Source organism: Planctomycetota bacterium (assembly GCA_033763975.1).
In the GTDB taxonomy this organism is placed as follows: Bacteria; Planctomycetota; Phycisphaerae; order Phycisphaerales; family UBA1924; genus RI-211.
On record JANRJM010000010.1, the window covers coordinates 1 to 14,745 of the forward strand.

Below are 14,745 nucleotides of genomic sequence, written 5' to 3' on the forward strand. Positions count from 1 at the left end.
CGACGCCCCGGCCCGCGCCGACCGCGGCCCCGATCGGCCCCGTCGCCCCGATGCCCCGCGCTCTCCCGATGCGCCCGCGCCCAGGCCCGCCGCACCCGGCGCCCCGCAGCCTTCGGGCCAGACGCGGGCCCCGGGCGGCACGAAGCCGAACGCGCCGACCAGGGCCGCCGGCCCGCAAAGGCCGCCGGGCCCGCCCAAGGCCGGCGGCCCGCGCCCGCCCGCGCCCCCCAAGTCGCGCGACGACGAGATCGACGAACTCCTCGGCGCGCTCGACGACGATCTCGCGCCGCCCGCGAACCAGCCCGATCCGCGCCGACGCAAACGCCGCCGTCGCGGTGGCCCGCCCGGCGCCCCGCCCGGCCAGCCTCCCGCGGGCCCGCCCGGCAACACGCCGCCGCAGAACTCCTGACGGCATCGCGCGATCCGCCCCGCCCGCGCGTTCTCCGCGCGCATACCGGCGCGCACCGCCTCCTACCCTCAGCCCATGACGAGCCCGTCGAGCACTTCGAGCGCCAGCCCGCCCGCCGCCGCCGCGCGCCACAAGGGCTCCATCCGCGAGACGTTCATCTCGATCATCATCGCCTTCGCCATGGCGTTCGTCTTCCGGGGCTTCGTCGTCGAGGCCTTCCTTATCCCCACCGGCTCCATGGCCCCCACGCTCCTGGGCCAGCACATGCGCTTCCAGAGCCGCTCCACCGGCTACGCGTGGCCCGTTGATACCCGCGACCGCAACGCCTACAGCGGCAACCCGCTCCCCATCCAGGGCAGTTCGAGACCCGTCGTTGGCATCCGCCCATACCCCGAAACCCCCCGCACGCCCGGCTCGATCACCGTCCACGACCCCATGAGCCGCGACCGCATCGAGCAGTCCAACATCCCCGTCGCCTGGGGCGACCGCATCTTCGTGCTCAAGTACCTCTACTCCATCTACGACCCCCAGCGCTTCGACGTCGTCGTCTTCAAGAACCCCACCGATCCCACGCAGAACTTCATCAAGCGCCTCGTCGGCCTGCCCAACGAGATGGTCGCGCTCATCGATGGCGACGTCTTCACCCGACCCGCCTCCGCCGCCGACGCCGGCGCCCCCAACCCCTGGCTCCTCCCCGGCTGGACGGTGCAGCGCAAGCCCGAGCGTGCCCAGCTCGCGATGTGGCAGACCGTCGCCGACACCTCGTACGCCCCCATCAACTCCGAAACCCTCGGACGCAAGCCCGTCTGGCGCGCCGCCACCCCCGAGCACGCCTCCCGCTGGCGCATCGGGCACGCGCCGACGTTCGCGTACACCGGCGAGGGTCCCTCGGCCCTCGAATGGAACCCCGAGTTCCCCATCAACGACTCCTACGCGTACAACGAGGCCTCGCAGCCCGAAGCGAACCGCGTGCCCGTGGGCGACGTCCGCCTCAGCGCGGGCATCGAGGCCGCCGCCGACGGGCTGGTCGCGTCCCCGGTTGTCCGCCATCGCGGGCACGAGTTCCGCGCCGACATCAGCGCCGACGCCGTCGTCCTCCGCATGAAGCGCCTGGCCCGCACCGACCGCGCCGCCGATTCGCCCGGCATGATCACCACGCCCGAGGGCGAGTGGGTCGAGCTCGCCCGCGCGCAGCGCGGCGTCGTCTTCCGGCCCGGGCAGGTCGTCAACATCGAGTTCTGGCACGTCGACCAGTCGGTCGCGCTGTACGTCAACGACGAGCGCGTCGCCTTCGGCGCGTACACCATGACCCCCGACGAGCGCCTCCGCTTCAGCGTCGGCCTCTCCGCCGAACAGGCCAGCGCGAACGACACCTCGCTCGTCTTCGCCGGGTACCAGCAGCCGGTGGTGCGCTGGGAGTTCGGCGGGCCCGTCACCATGCACCGCGTCGCGCTCGCGCGCGACATCCACTACCAGGCCACCACCTACCGCTCGGGCCCGCTCAGCGGCCGGCCCGCCCTCGCCACCCACCCCGCCAGCACGCTCACCCTCGGCCCCGACCAGTTCTTCGTCTGCGGCGACAACAGCCCCGCCAGTTCCGACGGCCGCCTCTGGGATCCGCCCAACCCCTGGGTCGCCGAGTACGACGAAGACACCGGCATCGTCCCGCGCGACCTGCTCATCGGCAAGGCCTTCTGGGTCTACTTCCCCGCGCCCTACAAGCGCCAGGGCATCCCCGTCCCGGACTTCGGCCGCATGCGTTTCATCTGGTGAGCGACCCCGCGCCGCCCTGATGCCCGATACCGAACTTCTAATGCCGAATGCCGAATGCCTAATGCCCTCTTCCTCCCGCCCCCGCGCTACCGCCTCGCCACGCGCGCATCAACGTCCGCCAGCGCGATCGTCTCCTGCGTGCCCGTCGCGAGGTCCTTCAGCGTCGCGCGCTCCGGGCTCTCGATGATCACCGCGTACCGCGCCCGCGCGCCGTTCGCGTCCTGGATCAGTTTCCCGATGTTCTTCGTCGCCTTGTACGAATGACGCGCGTGCAGCCCCGCCCCGCGCAATCGCGCGACCAGCGGCCTCACCCACTGCTCCGCCTCCGGGCTCCCGTTGCTCAGCACGAACGCGTCCGGCCTCAGCCCCGCCTTTTCCATCAGCCCCGCGTCGTCGGGCATCAGCCCGCGGTCCGCCAGCACCAGCCCCAGCACCACGTCGCCCATCCCGAACCCCACCGCCGGCGTGGACGGCCCGCCGAACAGCTCCACCAGCCCGTCGTACCGACCGCCACCCGCGATCGCCCGCTCCTGCCCCCCCGCCTCGTGCACCTCGAACACCATCCCCGTGTAGTACGCCAGCCCACGCACCACCGTCAGGTCAAAGTCGATCCAGTCCACGATCCCCATCTGCGCCAACTGCTGCGCCAGCGGCATCACCGCGTGCGAGAACATCGTGAGGTCCAGCACCTCGTCCGCGCCCGCCGGGTCGTTCACCGTCACCCGCACCACGCCCCGCTGAAAGACCTCCGCCTGCGCCAGGCTGAACCCGAACTGGGCCAGCCCCTCCGCAAACTCCTTGCCGCTGATCTTCCCCCGCTTGTCCAGCAGCGCGAACAACTCCCCCTGCCGCTCGACCGCCACGCCCTGCCCCACCAGCCAGTCCGACAACGCCGCCCGGTGGTTCACCCGCACGCGCACGTCCCGGGGCGTCAGCCCCAGCCCCGCCAGCAGCGAGACGCACGCCGCGATCACCTCCGCGTCAGCGGCGGCCTTGGCCGCCTCCACCTCCGCCGGCGTCTTGGGGTCTCCCGCCAGCCCCAGAAAGTCCACGTTCCACTGCAGGAACTCGCGCAGCCGCCCGCGCTGAGGCCGCTCCGCCCGGAAGAAGGGCCCGGCCATGAACCACTTCGTGGGCTTGGGCAAACTCCCCGCCCGGGCCGCGTACAGGCGCGCCAGCGTCGGCGTGAACTCGGGGCGCAGCGCGTAGGTCTTCTCGCCCCCCGTCCGCTGGAACGAGAACAACTCGCTGACGATCCCCTCGCCGCTCTTCACCGTGTACAGGTCGAGATGCTCGAACGTCGGCCCGTCGACCTCCTCGAACCCGTGCCGCACCGACGAACTCCGCCACGAGTCCATGATGAACCGACGCCGGGCGGCGTCCATCGGGTACAAGTCGCGCGTGCCGGTGGGTGCCTGGTGCTGGCCCATGAGGACGCAACCGTAGCGCATGAAAAACGGCCGCCCCTCCCGGAGCGGCCGCGCACCATCACATCAAAGTCCGCCCCGTTACCGGCGGCGGCGCGCCGCCAGCAGCCCGCCCAGGCCCGCCAGCACCGCCGCGCCCGGCGCCGGCGTCACGAACGACTCGCTCTGCCCGTTGCCGAACGCCTGCACGTGGATGCCCACGCGAAGGTCGACGGCGCCGTTCATCGCCGCGATCGTGTCCGCGTAGGTCTTGCCGTTGATCAGATTGAACACGATCGTCAGCTCTTCGCCGGGATTCACCCCGTTCGCCGGCGCCGGGTTGTTCGCGTCCGCCGAGAACCCGGCCGTCGCGTCGAACTGCGGCGTCAGTGTGTTCCCGCCCGGAAGGTTCGCCGGCGACGCGCCGAGCGCGAAGTTCACGCCCGCGCCGTTCAGGATCGTCGCGATCCCCAGCAGCGTCCCGTCATCGAAGTACACATCCGTGATCGACATCGGGTTCGGCCCGATGTTTGTGAAGCGGAACGCCGCCTGCCCCGGCGCCCAGTCGATCACCGTCACGCGAAGCTGGGCCTCGCCCTGCATCGCCGACATCGCGGAGTTCCCGGTGATGTTCGTGAACGGGTACGTCACGCTCGCCGACGCCGACGTCGCCAGCGCGCACACAAGGCCACAAGCCAGCCGCATCTTCATGATGTCTCTCTCCTCGACGCGCGTTGCGCCCCAACAACTTGGGCGCCCGGGCGTGCGTCGTGATTCTACCCCCGTAAACTCAAAATTCATACTTGTTTTGCATGCCGCAGCCCGAGAGAACTCGTCCCCCGCGTCCGATCATGCGCCCATGGTTGCCCCGGTGTGCGTGCTGTCCGGCGCCCGCCGCCCGCCGTGGGCGAGCACGCCCTCCCCGCCGCCCGGGGGCCCGCGCGTGCGACGCGTTCCCCGCCGCTACCATCTCCCCCCATGCCCAGCATCACCATCAACGGGCGCGTCTGCGACTTCGCGCCCGGCCAGACCATCCTCCAGATCGCCAACACCCACGGGATCGAGATCCCGCAGTACTGCTACCACGACGGGCTCTCCATCGTCGCCAGTTGCCGCATTTGCCTCGTCGAGATCCACGCCCCCAACCCGCGCACCGGGCAGGTCGAACCCTTCATGGGCGGCAAGCTCATGCCCAGTTGCCAGCAGACCGCATCCGACGGCATGATCGTCTTCGCCGACTCCCCCAAGGCCGTCGCCAACCAGAAGGCGGTCATGGAATACCTGCTCATCAACCACCCGCTCGACTGCCCCGTCTGCGACCAGTCCGGCGAGTGCTTCCTCCAGGACTACTCCTACCTCTACGGCCGGGGCGTCTCCCGCTTCGAAGAGCAGAAGGTCAAGCAGCCCAAGAAGGACCTGGGCCCCAACGTCCTCCTCTACGCCGATCGCTGCATCATGTGCACCCGCTGCGTCCGCTTCACCCGCGAAGTGACCGGCACCAGCGAACTCTGCGTCACCGGGCGCGGCAACAAGGAAGAGATCGACGTCTTCCCCGGCGTCGCCATCGACAACGAACTCTCCGCCAACGTCATCGACCTCTGCCCCGTCGGCGCACTCCTCGACAAGGACTTCCTCTTCGCCCAGCGCGTCTGGTTCCTCAAGGAAACCCCCTCCGTCGACGGTATCACCAGCAGCGGCGACAACATCTGGGTCCACCACAACGAGGGCAAGGTCTACCGCGTCAAGCCTCGCCACAACCCCAGGATCAACAAGTGGTGGATCACCGACGAGGTCCGCTACGCCTGGAAGTTCGTCCACGCCGACCAGCGCCTCCGCTCCCCCGCCCGCAAGCAGTACGGCGTGCCGGTCGCCTGCGATTGGCCCCGCGCGTACGACGACCTCCTCGAGGGAGCGCACAAGGCCGTCGCGCAGGGCAAGCGCCTCGCCCTCATGGTGAGCCCGTTCCTCTCGTGCGAAGAAGCCTTCCTCCTCGCCACCCTCGCCCGCACCATCGACCCGCAGGCCCGCCTTGCGCTCGGCCCCGTGCCCGTCGTCGGCCAGGACAAGACCTTCCCCCTCGGCGCCGCGCCCGACGCCCCCAACGCCTTCACCGTCCGTGCCGAGAAGGCCCCCAACGCCCGGGGCGTCCGCCGCGTGCTCGAGGCCGTCGCCGGGCACGCCGACGACTTCGACGCCTTCCTCCGCACGCTCGGCAAGGGCACCGGCTCGTCCGACGTGGGCGCGGTGATCCTCGCCGCCAACGCGCCCGACCCCGCCACCGCCGCCGCGCTCGAGCCCTGCCTCGCCGGCAAGTTCGTCGCGCTCATCGACATCCTCCCCAGCCCGCTCACGGACCGCGCGGATGTCGTCCTCCCCGGCGCCACGTGGCTCGAGAAGTCCGGCACGTTCCAGAACGCCGCCAACGTCCTCCAGGCCTTCGAGCAGGCCATCCCCGTCCTCGACGGCGCACGCGCCGAAGGCCAGATCGCCCTGGACCTCGCCGCCGTCCTCCGCGCCGGCGGCGTGCAGCCGGCCTCGCGCGCGCGCGTCGTCCTCGAAACCACCCGGGGTCAGGTCGCCGCCGGCGCCACCATCAGCGTCCCCGTGGGCGAGGCGTTCAGCGCCCCCGCCGTCCGCGGACGCATGGCCGAGGCCTTCCCCGCCCTCGCGCCCTTCACGCGCGACGTCCTGCTCCCGCCCGTCGAGGCGTCCGTCGCCCCCGACATGGCCGTGGTCGACCTCTAAGCCCCCGGGTGGCTCCCCGCTCCGCGGGGAGTCTCTCGGTGTGCGGGAGGCCCGCGCCGCCGCACCTACCCTTCCGGCGTGACGGAAACGATCATCGTGATGGTGCTCGTGGTGGTCATCGGCGTGCCCTTCACGCTGTGGTGGTGGCGGGTGCTGGACAAGTTTCTCCCCGCCCACCAGCGGCGCTTCGCCCCGCCGCCCCCCGATTCCCGCGAGCGCATCGTGGTGAAATCCGCCCGGGCCGACCACCCGTCCCCGTCGCCGGAGAACCGCCCATGACCGCGCTGCTCGCCGTCCTCCTCGCCGGGCTGGGAATTCTCGTGGTCGCGGTCGTCCTCGCTCGACACAAGCCCAAGGATCGCACGCGCCCCCGGGCGCCCGGGAGGTCGCGCGATGGTCGAGCACACCGATGATGGATCCCGCGAGCACGCCCCCGCCGCCGTGCCCGCACGCTACGCCGATCTCTCGTGGCGCCAGCGGCTCGAGCACGTCGTCGAGACCATGCGCGAGGTCAGCCGCACCACCGACCCGATGGAGATGACCAGCCTCTACGGCAAGCGCATGCGAGGCACCGTCACCAACGGACGCCTCGTGAGCTTCTCCCGGCGCGGGCTCACCTTCCCCAACGTCCGCATCACCCGCTACAGCCACTGGAGGCGCCAGCCCGACCCCTGGCGCGAGACCGCCAAACTCCCGATGATCAAGGGCGGGCTCCTCGCCGACCTCATCTACGCCAACGAGCCGCGCATCCTCGCGCCCCTCGTCTACAACCCCGACGACCCCGCCCGCGAGTACATCGAGCACGCCGCCAGCGCCGTCGCCATCCCCCAGTACGAGAACGGCGAGGCCCTCAACATGGTCCTCCTCACCAGCCACGACCCCCAGCCCATGGACCCCGAGCGCTTCCCCGACCTCGTCCTCCAGTCCAACCTCATCGGGCGCGGCACGCGCGCCCTCGTCCTGGGCCGCGAACTCCGCGAGGCCTACAACGCCCTCGACCGCGAGCTCCGCAGCGTGCAGGACATGCAGATGGCGCTCCTCCCGCGCGAGATCCCCGCCGTCCCGGGCCTGGAACTCGCCGCCCTCTACCAGACCTCCACCCACGCCGGGGGCGACTACTACGACTTCTTCAAGCTCGGCGAAGGCCGCACCGCGATCCTTGTCGCCGATGTCTCCGGGCACGGCACGCCCGCGGCCGTGCTCATGGCCATCGTCCACGCGGTCGCGCACCTCGTCCCGGGCTTGCCCTGCCCACCCGATCGCGTCCTGCAGTTCGTCAACAACAGCCTCTGCGAACGCTACACCCTGGGGGGCGGCAACTTCGTCACCATGGTCTTTGGCATCTTCGACGCCGCCACGCGCGAGTTCACCTTCGCCAGCGCCGGACACCCCGACCCCGTCCGCCGCCACCCCGACGGGCGCATCTCCACGCTCCCCCACCCCGACGCCGGCCTGCCCCTGGGCATCATCAGCGACTGCGCCTATTCCACCCACGCCACCCGCCTCGACCCCGGCGATTCGCTCGTCCTCTACACCGACGGCATCACCGAGGCCTTCGGCCCGGGCAACGAACTCTTCGGCGACGAACGTTTCCGCGCCGCCGTTTCCCGCGCCGGCTCCAAACCCGACGACATCGTCTCCGCCGTCCTCCAGGACCTCGGCGAGTTCGCCGGCCTCGCCAGCCGAAACGACGACCGCACCCTCGTCGCCGCTCGCGTCCTCTAGGCAGGACCATGCCCCGCTACCGCCTCACCATCGCCTACGACGGCACCGACTTCTGCGGCTGGCAGAAACAGGAACTCTTCCTCCCCCCGCCCGACGCGCGCCCCGCCGACCAGCGCCCCCCAGACCGCGAGACCACCACGCCCGTTCCCCGCCCCGGAAAGCTCGCCGGCGCCACCACGCTCGACATCCGCGACGGCGAAGACCGCCCACGCACCGCGCTCCGCACCGTCCAGCACGTCGTCGAGCAGAGCGTCCGCGCCATCGTCCGCGAAGACGTCATCCTCACCGGCGCCAGCCGCACCGATACCGGCGTGCACGCCAAGGGCCAGGTCGCCGCCTTCACCTGCTCGCCCGCCGACGTGCCCCCGCGCCGCGACCGCGCCGCAGACTTCGATTCCAGCCTCCTCCCGCCCGAGCCCGAAGAGCCCCCCGGCCCCAGCACCCCGCGTGGCCCGGGCTGGCCCCTCGACCGCGGCACCGGCCGCCTCCTCCGCGCCATCAACAGCCGCCTGCCCGACGACATCCTCGTCGTCGCCTGCGAGCCAACCTCACCCGACTTCGATCCCATCCAGCACGCCACCAGCAAGGCCTACTCCTACACCCTCCACGTCGGGCCCCCGCCCCCGCACGGCCTGGGGCTCCGCCCCCTCTGGGACCGGCGCTACGTCCACCACGTCTGGGAACCCCTCGATCTCGACCGCATGGAACGCGCCACCGCGCACCTCGTCGGCGAGCACGACTTCGCCGCCTTTGCCGCCGCCGGGCACGGACGACTCTCCACCGTCCGCACCATCCTCTCGTGCACCGTGACCGAGCTCTCGCCCGTCACCGAATCCCGCCGCCTGCGCATCGACGTCAGCGGCACCGGCTTCCTCTGGAACATGGTCCGCATCCTCGCCGGCACGCTCGTCGATGTCGGCCGCGCCCGCATCGACCCCGACGCCGTCCCCGCCATCATCGCCTCGCGCGACCGCCGCGCCGCCGGCCCCACACTCCCGCCCACCGGCCTGTGCCTCGAGTGGATCCGCTACTAGCCCGTCGCGAGCGCGACGCGTACGAGCCCGAAGCGCGAGCGCGGGCGCCTCGTCCTCAGTACGAGCCCGAAACGCGGGCGACCGTCCGTGAGTACAACACTCAGGCCTCGCACGCCGCACCGGCGCGCGTGAGGCATGGCGGCGGATAAGAGGGGCGTACCGATGGCCACGCGACGCACGGTGATCCTAGTCCTGCTCGCCGCGCTCACGCTGTGCGTCGCGCTCGCCAGCCTCTGGAAAGTCGAGTACCTCAGCCCGGCGCGCCGCCTCCACGTGCAACTCGCCCACGGCGCCCTCACCGCGCGCCTCTTCCGCCCGGGTGATTTCGTCGTCAGCAGCCCGGGCATCGCCATCGGCGGGTTCAGCGCCCGCCGCGTCGTCCTCGCCCCCCGCTTCGCGCCCCGCGACCGCATCTGGATCGCCACTGTCCCCGCGTCCCGATCGCCGACCCAGCCGGGCACGATCATCCCCGTCTCGTACCAGATCCCCTGCTCCACGCTCGTCCTCCCGATCCTCCCGCTTACCGGCCTCATCGCCCTCGGCGGCGGCGGATGGCTCCTGCTCCGCCGCGCGCGACGACGCTCCGGGCACTGCCGCGCCTGCGGCTACGACCGGCGCGGGCTGCCCGGCCCCTGCCCGGAGTGCGGCGACCCCGCCACCACCTGGGCGCTCCGCCTCCGCCGCGCGACCTGGTCGTTCCTCGCCGCGTCACTTCCCCCGCGCACCGACGCGCTGCCACGACGTGATACCCTCGCGCCGTGCGCATCCTGCACATCTCCACACGCCTGATCCTCGGCGGCTCGCAGGAGAACACCGTCCTCTCCTGCGAGGGCCAGGCCCGCCTCGGGCACGAGGTTCATCTCGCCTTCGGGCCGATCTACGGCCCGGAAGGCTCGCTCCTCGACCGCGTCCTCGCCTTCAACGCCGCCTGCCTCGCCGGCACCGAACGCGTCCGCCCCATCGGCGACGCGTCCCCATCGCGCGAGCCCGGCGCCGCCGCGATCCCCATCACCACGCACGTCGTGCCCAGCCTCGTGCGCGACCTGCAACCCCTCGCCGATCGGCGCGCGCTCCGCGAACTGCGCGCCCTCATCGCCACGCTCAAGCCCGACATCGTCCACACGCACAGCAGCAAGGCCGGCATCTTGGGCCGCGTCGCCGCGTGGAACGCGCATCCGCCCGCCGCCCGGCCCCCCGCCCGATCGGCCATCATCCACACCATCCACGGCCCGCCGTTCATGCCCGTCGAAGGCCCGCCCCTCGCCCGCCTCAAGACGCGCCTGCTCAACCACGTCTACACCCTCGCCGAGCGACACGCCGCCGCCCGCTGCGACGCCATCGTCAGCGTCGCCGACGCCATGACCCGCGAGTTCCTCCGCCGCGGCATCGGCCACCCCAACCAGTACACCACCGTCCGCAGCGGCATGGACGTCGAGCCCTTCCTCACGCCCGCCCCCGGCGAATCACGCGCCCAGACCCGCCTCAGCCTCGCTCTCGCGCCCTCCGACTTCGTCGTCGGCACCGTCGCGCGACTCGCCCAGCACAAAGGGCACGATGACCTCCTCGACGCCCTCGCCCAGGACCTCCGCGACAACCCCCGCTGGAAACTCCTCTGGGTCGGCGACGGCTGGTGGCGCGCCCGCCTCATCGACAAGGCCCGCGCCCGCGGCGTCGGCGTCCTCACCCTCGACGCGTCCGCCCGCATCCATCCGCACGCCCAGACCTCGCCGAAGGTACTCGACGATCCCACCGCCCGCGCCGCGCCGCCGCAACTCATACTCACCGGGCTGGTTCCGCCGCAGCGCATCCCCGCGCTCGTCCGCGCGATGGACGTGCTCGCGCACCCGAGCTATCGCGAGGGGCTGCCCCGCACCGTGCCGCAGGCGCTGCTCGCGGGCGTCTGCCCGGTGGTGTACGACGTCGACGGTGCGGGCGAGGTCTGCCGCGACATGCAGACCGGGCGACTCGTGCCGCTCGCAAACCTTGCGCGCCTGCGCGACGCCATCCGCTGGTGCTTCGATCACCCCGACGAGCGCACCGAACTCGCCGCCCGTGGCCAGGCTGAATGCCGCGCCGCCTTCAGCGCCGACACCATGACCGCCGCGCTCGAGCGCGTCTACCACGCGGCCCATACGAGCCCGAAGCGCCAGCGAGGGTCTTCCTGAATCCTGCCCTGGGGAGAGGGTGAGTCCGCGAAGCCGGCGGGGGCTTCCATCCCCACTCCCCAGTCCCTCTCCTCACATCCCCGGCTTCAACTCTTCCATCTCCATCGCCTTCATCACCGCCTCGGGCAGCGCGACCTTGGCCGGGGGCGTCACGCCGTCGCGTTCCGCCAGCCGCCGCGCCAGGCTCGCGCCCGCGTGCAGCGCCCCCTCCATGTACCCCATGAACGCGAACGAGCAGTGCTCGCCCGCGAAGTGCAGGTTGCCCAGCCCCTTGTGGAGCGTCGGGCCCATCGCCGTGATCTGCCCGGGCGCATAAGCCGAGTACGCGCCCTGCGTCCACGTGAAGCCGGGCCAGTCGATGAGCCGCCGGTCCTCGACCTGGTCCTTGAACCCCGGGAACCACGACTCGAACAGCGTGCCCATCATCTCATCGCGTGCCTTGGCGTCGCGCCCGCGCACCCGCGCCGCCCCGTCCGCCGCGCAGAACGCCGTCAGCCCGCACGGGCCCTCCGCCGCCTGCCCGTCGGTGCTCTCCCACGTCCAGTTGATGTCCCCGTCGGAGAGCGTGTACTGCGACCGCCCGTCCTTCACCCAGAACCGGCTCTTCACCCGCGTGAGGTACTTCACGTTCACGCCCAACTGCGGCATCAGCGTCGTCGGCAGGTCCGGCGTCACCTTGATCTTTCCCCACACCGTCGGGGGCGTCGCCAGCACCACGTCGTCGCACTCGATCGTCCGCCCGTCCGCGCACCGCACCGTGCAGGGCGTGCCGACCTTGATCTCCTTCACCGGCAGGTCCTTCACCACCCGCCCGCCCAGCCCGCCCGCGAGCTTCTCCGCCAACTGCTGGTTCCCGCCCTTGCAGCGGTACACCTCGGTCTCTTCCCAGAACCGCTGCAAGCCCCCGCCCCGCACCTGGGTCAGCATCGCCAGCAGCGACATCCGGTCCGTCCGCACGCCGTTGTCGCCGCCCAGGTTCGCGTCCAGCGCGCCCTTCACCTCCGCCGTCGCCTCGAGCTCATCGATCCACGACTTGAGCGTCCGCCCGTCGTAGTGCTTCGCGTACTGCGCCGTCCACGGCCGCTCGGGGTCGATCTCCGCGGCGATCGCGTTCATCCCCGTGGCGGCCTCCTCGAACGCCTCCCACAACGCCGCCCCCTCGTCGCCCCGGATCTCCTTCCCGCCCAGCACGATCGGCGCGTCCAGGTCCGCGTCCTCCGACACGTCCACGAACTCCAGCCCGAACGCCTTCGCGTACGCCATCCAGTGCGGGTGGTTGCTCCCGATCAGTTCCGCCCCGGCCTCCACCGCCTTGCCCGGCACGAAGTCCTTCAGCGTCAGCACCCGCCCGCCCACGCGGTTCTGCGCCTCGATCACCGTCACGTCGTACCCGACGCTCTTGAGCTCGTACGCGCACGCCAGCCCCGAGAACCCCGCCCCGACCACCACCACCCGCTTGCCCTTCGCCGCGGGCCGCACGCCCCACCCGCCCGCGCTCAGCAGCAGCCCCGCCCCCGCCGCCAACGACGCTTTCAGCATCGTCCGGCGCTGCTCGCGCAGCTCCGCCTCGCTCAGCTTCGACAACGGGCCGAACCGCCTGCTCAACACGCGATAGAACCGGGTCATGTCATCCTCCCAGGGGGCGCCCAAGGCCCCGCACACCGCCGCCCAGTGTACCGCCAATGAAACGGGCCCGGGGATTCGCACCCCCGGGCCCGTCGCTCACATTCGCCTGTCGCCGGCCCGCCCCGGCTCCTCCGGGCCCGCCCGACGCTCACCGGATCACTCGTCGTTCGTCGGGCCCACCGCGATCATCCACAGCTTGAAGAAGTTCATGATCTGCTGCGACGTCAGCTTGTTCGCGTGCAGCCCGTACGTCACCTTGCTCGCGATCGTGTTCCCGTCCGCGTCCAGCGTGTCCGCGTACTCGATCCGGCCCTTGAGGCACGGCACCGAGTTGTCCACCGCGAAGAACGCGTCCTCGCTCGACATCTCCTCGAACGGCGCCGCGTCGCTCGTCGGCGTCCGGTTCGCCTCCTCGTTGAACCGCAGGTTGAACTCGTAGTACCCCTTCCCGTTCGCCGCCCGGTCCGCGTCCTCCACCCACTTGATCGTCCCGGTGATCGTGTCCTCCACGTCCTTCCCGCTCATCTGGTACCGCATCTTGATCCCGTCGGTGAACCAGTTCCCCGTCTCGTAGTCGTAGTCCAGCCGCCCCGTCACGCTCGTCCGCGGGTTGCTGTCGCGGGGCCCCTTCGCCAGGATCAGGTTGTCGAACCGCATCGGGTCCGACTGCTTCACCACCATCGTCAGCTCACGCTTCCCGATCAGCCGCTTGTACGTGATCGAGCCCAGGCCCTCCTTCTTCTCGGCCTTGCCCATCATCCGACCGCCGAACGTGTCGTTGAACGCCGGCGCACGCCCCACCGCGTCGATCGCCATCCGCAGAGGCCGCTCCGCTTTCGCACCGCCCGACAGGTCGTACGCCCCCGTCTGCTGGTCGATCGGCACCTGCCCCACCCACTTGCCCACCGGCAGCTTCTGCTTGAGGTCGTTGGGGTTCAGCGCGAACACGTCGATCGAGTACCCCAGCTCCGCCTGCTGCTCCTTGCGCCCCAGCAGCCGGCTGTACAGGTTCGGCCGACGCGTGATCTCCCCCACGAACTCCGTCGTCTTCGCCACGTTCATCTTCAGCCGGTACGTGTCCTTCGCGCCCAGCGCCGCCGACCCTTCCTTCAACTTCCCCGTCGTGTCCAGGTTCGTCCGCGTCGCGAACTCAATGTCCATCGTCCCCACGATGACATTGTCCTCCGTCAGCGGCGCCGGCTGCCCCTGCGCCCACGCGGCCCCCGCCGTCGCCACCGCCGCCACCGCCGCCACGACCCGACGACACCACCCCGCGCGCCCAGACTTCCGCCCAGACCCGCGCCCGACCGTTCCGCTCGCGATCATGGTCCGTCCCCTTGCTCCGCACGGCGGGCGCTCACACGCGCCGCGGCCCGTTGCGCAAGGGCACTGTATCGCCGCGACCCGACACCCGCCCGTGTCAGTTCGCGTTGCTCCGCGCCGTCTGCGGCGAGCCGGCGAACAGCAGCACCAGCTGCACCCGGTTCTTCACCTTCAGCGCCGAGTAGATCGCTTTCGTGTGATCATGCACCGTGTGCCGGCTCCGACCAAGCACCTCCGCGATCTGCGGCTCGGTCTTCCCCTCCAGCAGCAACTCCAGCACCCGACGCTGCGCCTCGCTCACCTGCCGCGACAGATCCGGCCTCGCCGCGGCCATCGCCGCGCCGCGACTCCCATCTGTCTCCCCCACTTCGGGTGTTGCACGCACGATTTCTGGTAGCGTCACGACGGGCTCCCTCGTGTCGTATTCCCGACACGATTGTCATATCGACGCGACAACTATCGGGGTCCTGCCCGCCAGCCTCCATTGGGGGGAATACCCCAGATATCCCGCCCACCTATGTGGGTTTCCGCCGCGTGAT

13 protein-coding genes are annotated in these 14,745 nt (G+C 71.2%); 8 read left to right on the top strand and 5 right to left on the bottom strand.

The annotated features are described in order from the left end of the window. On the top strand, window positions 1–409 hold a 409-nt coding region (locus tag SFY69_06020), incomplete at its 5' end, for a hypothetical protein (protein MDX2131587.1). Between the two features lie 75 nt (window positions 410–484). Next, window positions 485–2,182 (top strand): S26 family signal peptidase, encoded by a 1,698-nt coding sequence (locus SFY69_06025; protein MDX2131588.1) that lies wholly within the window; start codon window positions 485–487, stop codon window positions 2,180–2,182. Between the two features lie 86 nt (window positions 2,183–2,268). On the opposite strand, the gene SFY69_06030 is transcribed toward SFY69_06025, so the two are convergent. Together SFY69_06030 and SFY69_06035 are read right to left on the bottom strand one after the other, a co-directional pair. Further along, complete coding sequence (locus tag SFY69_06030) at window positions 2,269–3,612, bottom strand: ATP phosphoribosyltransferase regulatory subunit (GenBank protein ID MDX2131589.1); 1,344 nt, start codon at window positions 3,610–3,612, stop codon at window positions 2,269–2,271. A 78-nt stretch (window positions 3,613–3,690) separates the two neighbouring features. Next, window positions 3,691–4,299, bottom strand: a complete 609-nt coding sequence (locus SFY69_06035) for a hypothetical protein (protein MDX2131590.1) — start codon at window positions 4,297–4,299, stop codon at window positions 3,691–3,693. A gap of 267 nt (window positions 4,300–4,566) precedes the next feature. Between SFY69_06035 and SFY69_06040 the strand changes: the two genes are divergently transcribed. From SFY69_06040 to SFY69_06065, 6 genes are all read left to right on the top strand, one after another. Beyond that, entirely contained in the window at window positions 4,567–6,333 is a 1,767-nt protein-coding gene (locus tag SFY69_06040) for a 2Fe-2S iron-sulfur cluster-binding protein (GenBank protein ID MDX2131591.1), read from the top strand. A gap of 78 nt (window positions 6,334–6,411) precedes the next feature. After that, the gene (locus SFY69_06045) at window positions 6,412–6,612 is read left to right on the top strand and encodes a hypothetical protein (protein ID MDX2131592.1); all 201 of its coding nucleotides are present in this window, start codon (window positions 6,412–6,414) and stop codon (window positions 6,610–6,612) included. Between the two features lie 114 nt (window positions 6,613–6,726). Then, complete coding sequence (locus SFY69_06050; protein ID MDX2131593.1) at window positions 6,727–8,058, top strand: PP2C family protein-serine/threonine phosphatase; 1,332 nt, start codon at window positions 6,727–6,729, stop codon at window positions 8,056–8,058. 8 nt (window positions 8,059–8,066) lie between these two features. After that, entirely contained in the window at window positions 8,067–9,092 is a 1,026-nt protein-coding gene (locus SFY69_06055; GenBank protein ID MDX2131594.1) for a tRNA pseudouridine synthase A, read from the top strand. Between the two features lie 162 nt (window positions 9,093–9,254). Then, window positions 9,255–9,881, top strand: coding sequence for a hypothetical protein (locus SFY69_06060; protein MDX2131595.1), 627 nt, complete (start codon window positions 9,255–9,257; stop codon window positions 9,879–9,881). Then, window positions 9,851–11,257 (top strand): glycosyltransferase, encoded by a 1,407-nt coding sequence (locus SFY69_06065; protein ID MDX2131596.1) that lies wholly within the window; start codon window positions 9,851–9,853, stop codon window positions 11,255–11,257. The genes SFY69_06060 and SFY69_06065 overlap by 31 nt, the downstream gene beginning before the upstream one ends. A gap of 72 nt (window positions 11,258–11,329) precedes the next feature. Here the strand turns inward: SFY69_06065 and SFY69_06070 are convergent, their stop codons facing one another. The 3 genes from SFY69_06070 to SFY69_06080 all read right to left on the bottom strand — a co-directional run bounded on the left by SFY69_06070 (window position 11,330) and on the right by SFY69_06080 (window position 14,540). Further along, window positions 11,330–12,883 carry an FAD-dependent oxidoreductase gene (locus SFY69_06070; protein ID MDX2131597.1) on the bottom strand — a complete coding sequence of 518 codons (1,554 nt, stop codon included), beginning with the start codon at window positions 12,881–12,883 and terminating at the stop codon, window positions 11,330–11,332. Window positions 12,884–13,039: 156 nt separating this feature from the next. Continuing rightward, complete coding sequence (locus tag SFY69_06075; protein MDX2131598.1) at window positions 13,040–14,209, bottom strand: hypothetical protein; 1,170 nt, start codon at window positions 14,207–14,209, stop codon at window positions 13,040–13,042. Between the two features lie 94 nt (window positions 14,210–14,303). Continuing rightward, a complete protein-coding gene (locus SFY69_06080; GenBank protein MDX2131599.1) occupies window positions 14,304–14,540 on the bottom strand; it encodes a helix-turn-helix transcriptional regulator in 237 nt (78 codons plus the stop codon). Between the last annotated feature and the right edge of the window lie 205 nt (window positions 14,541–14,745).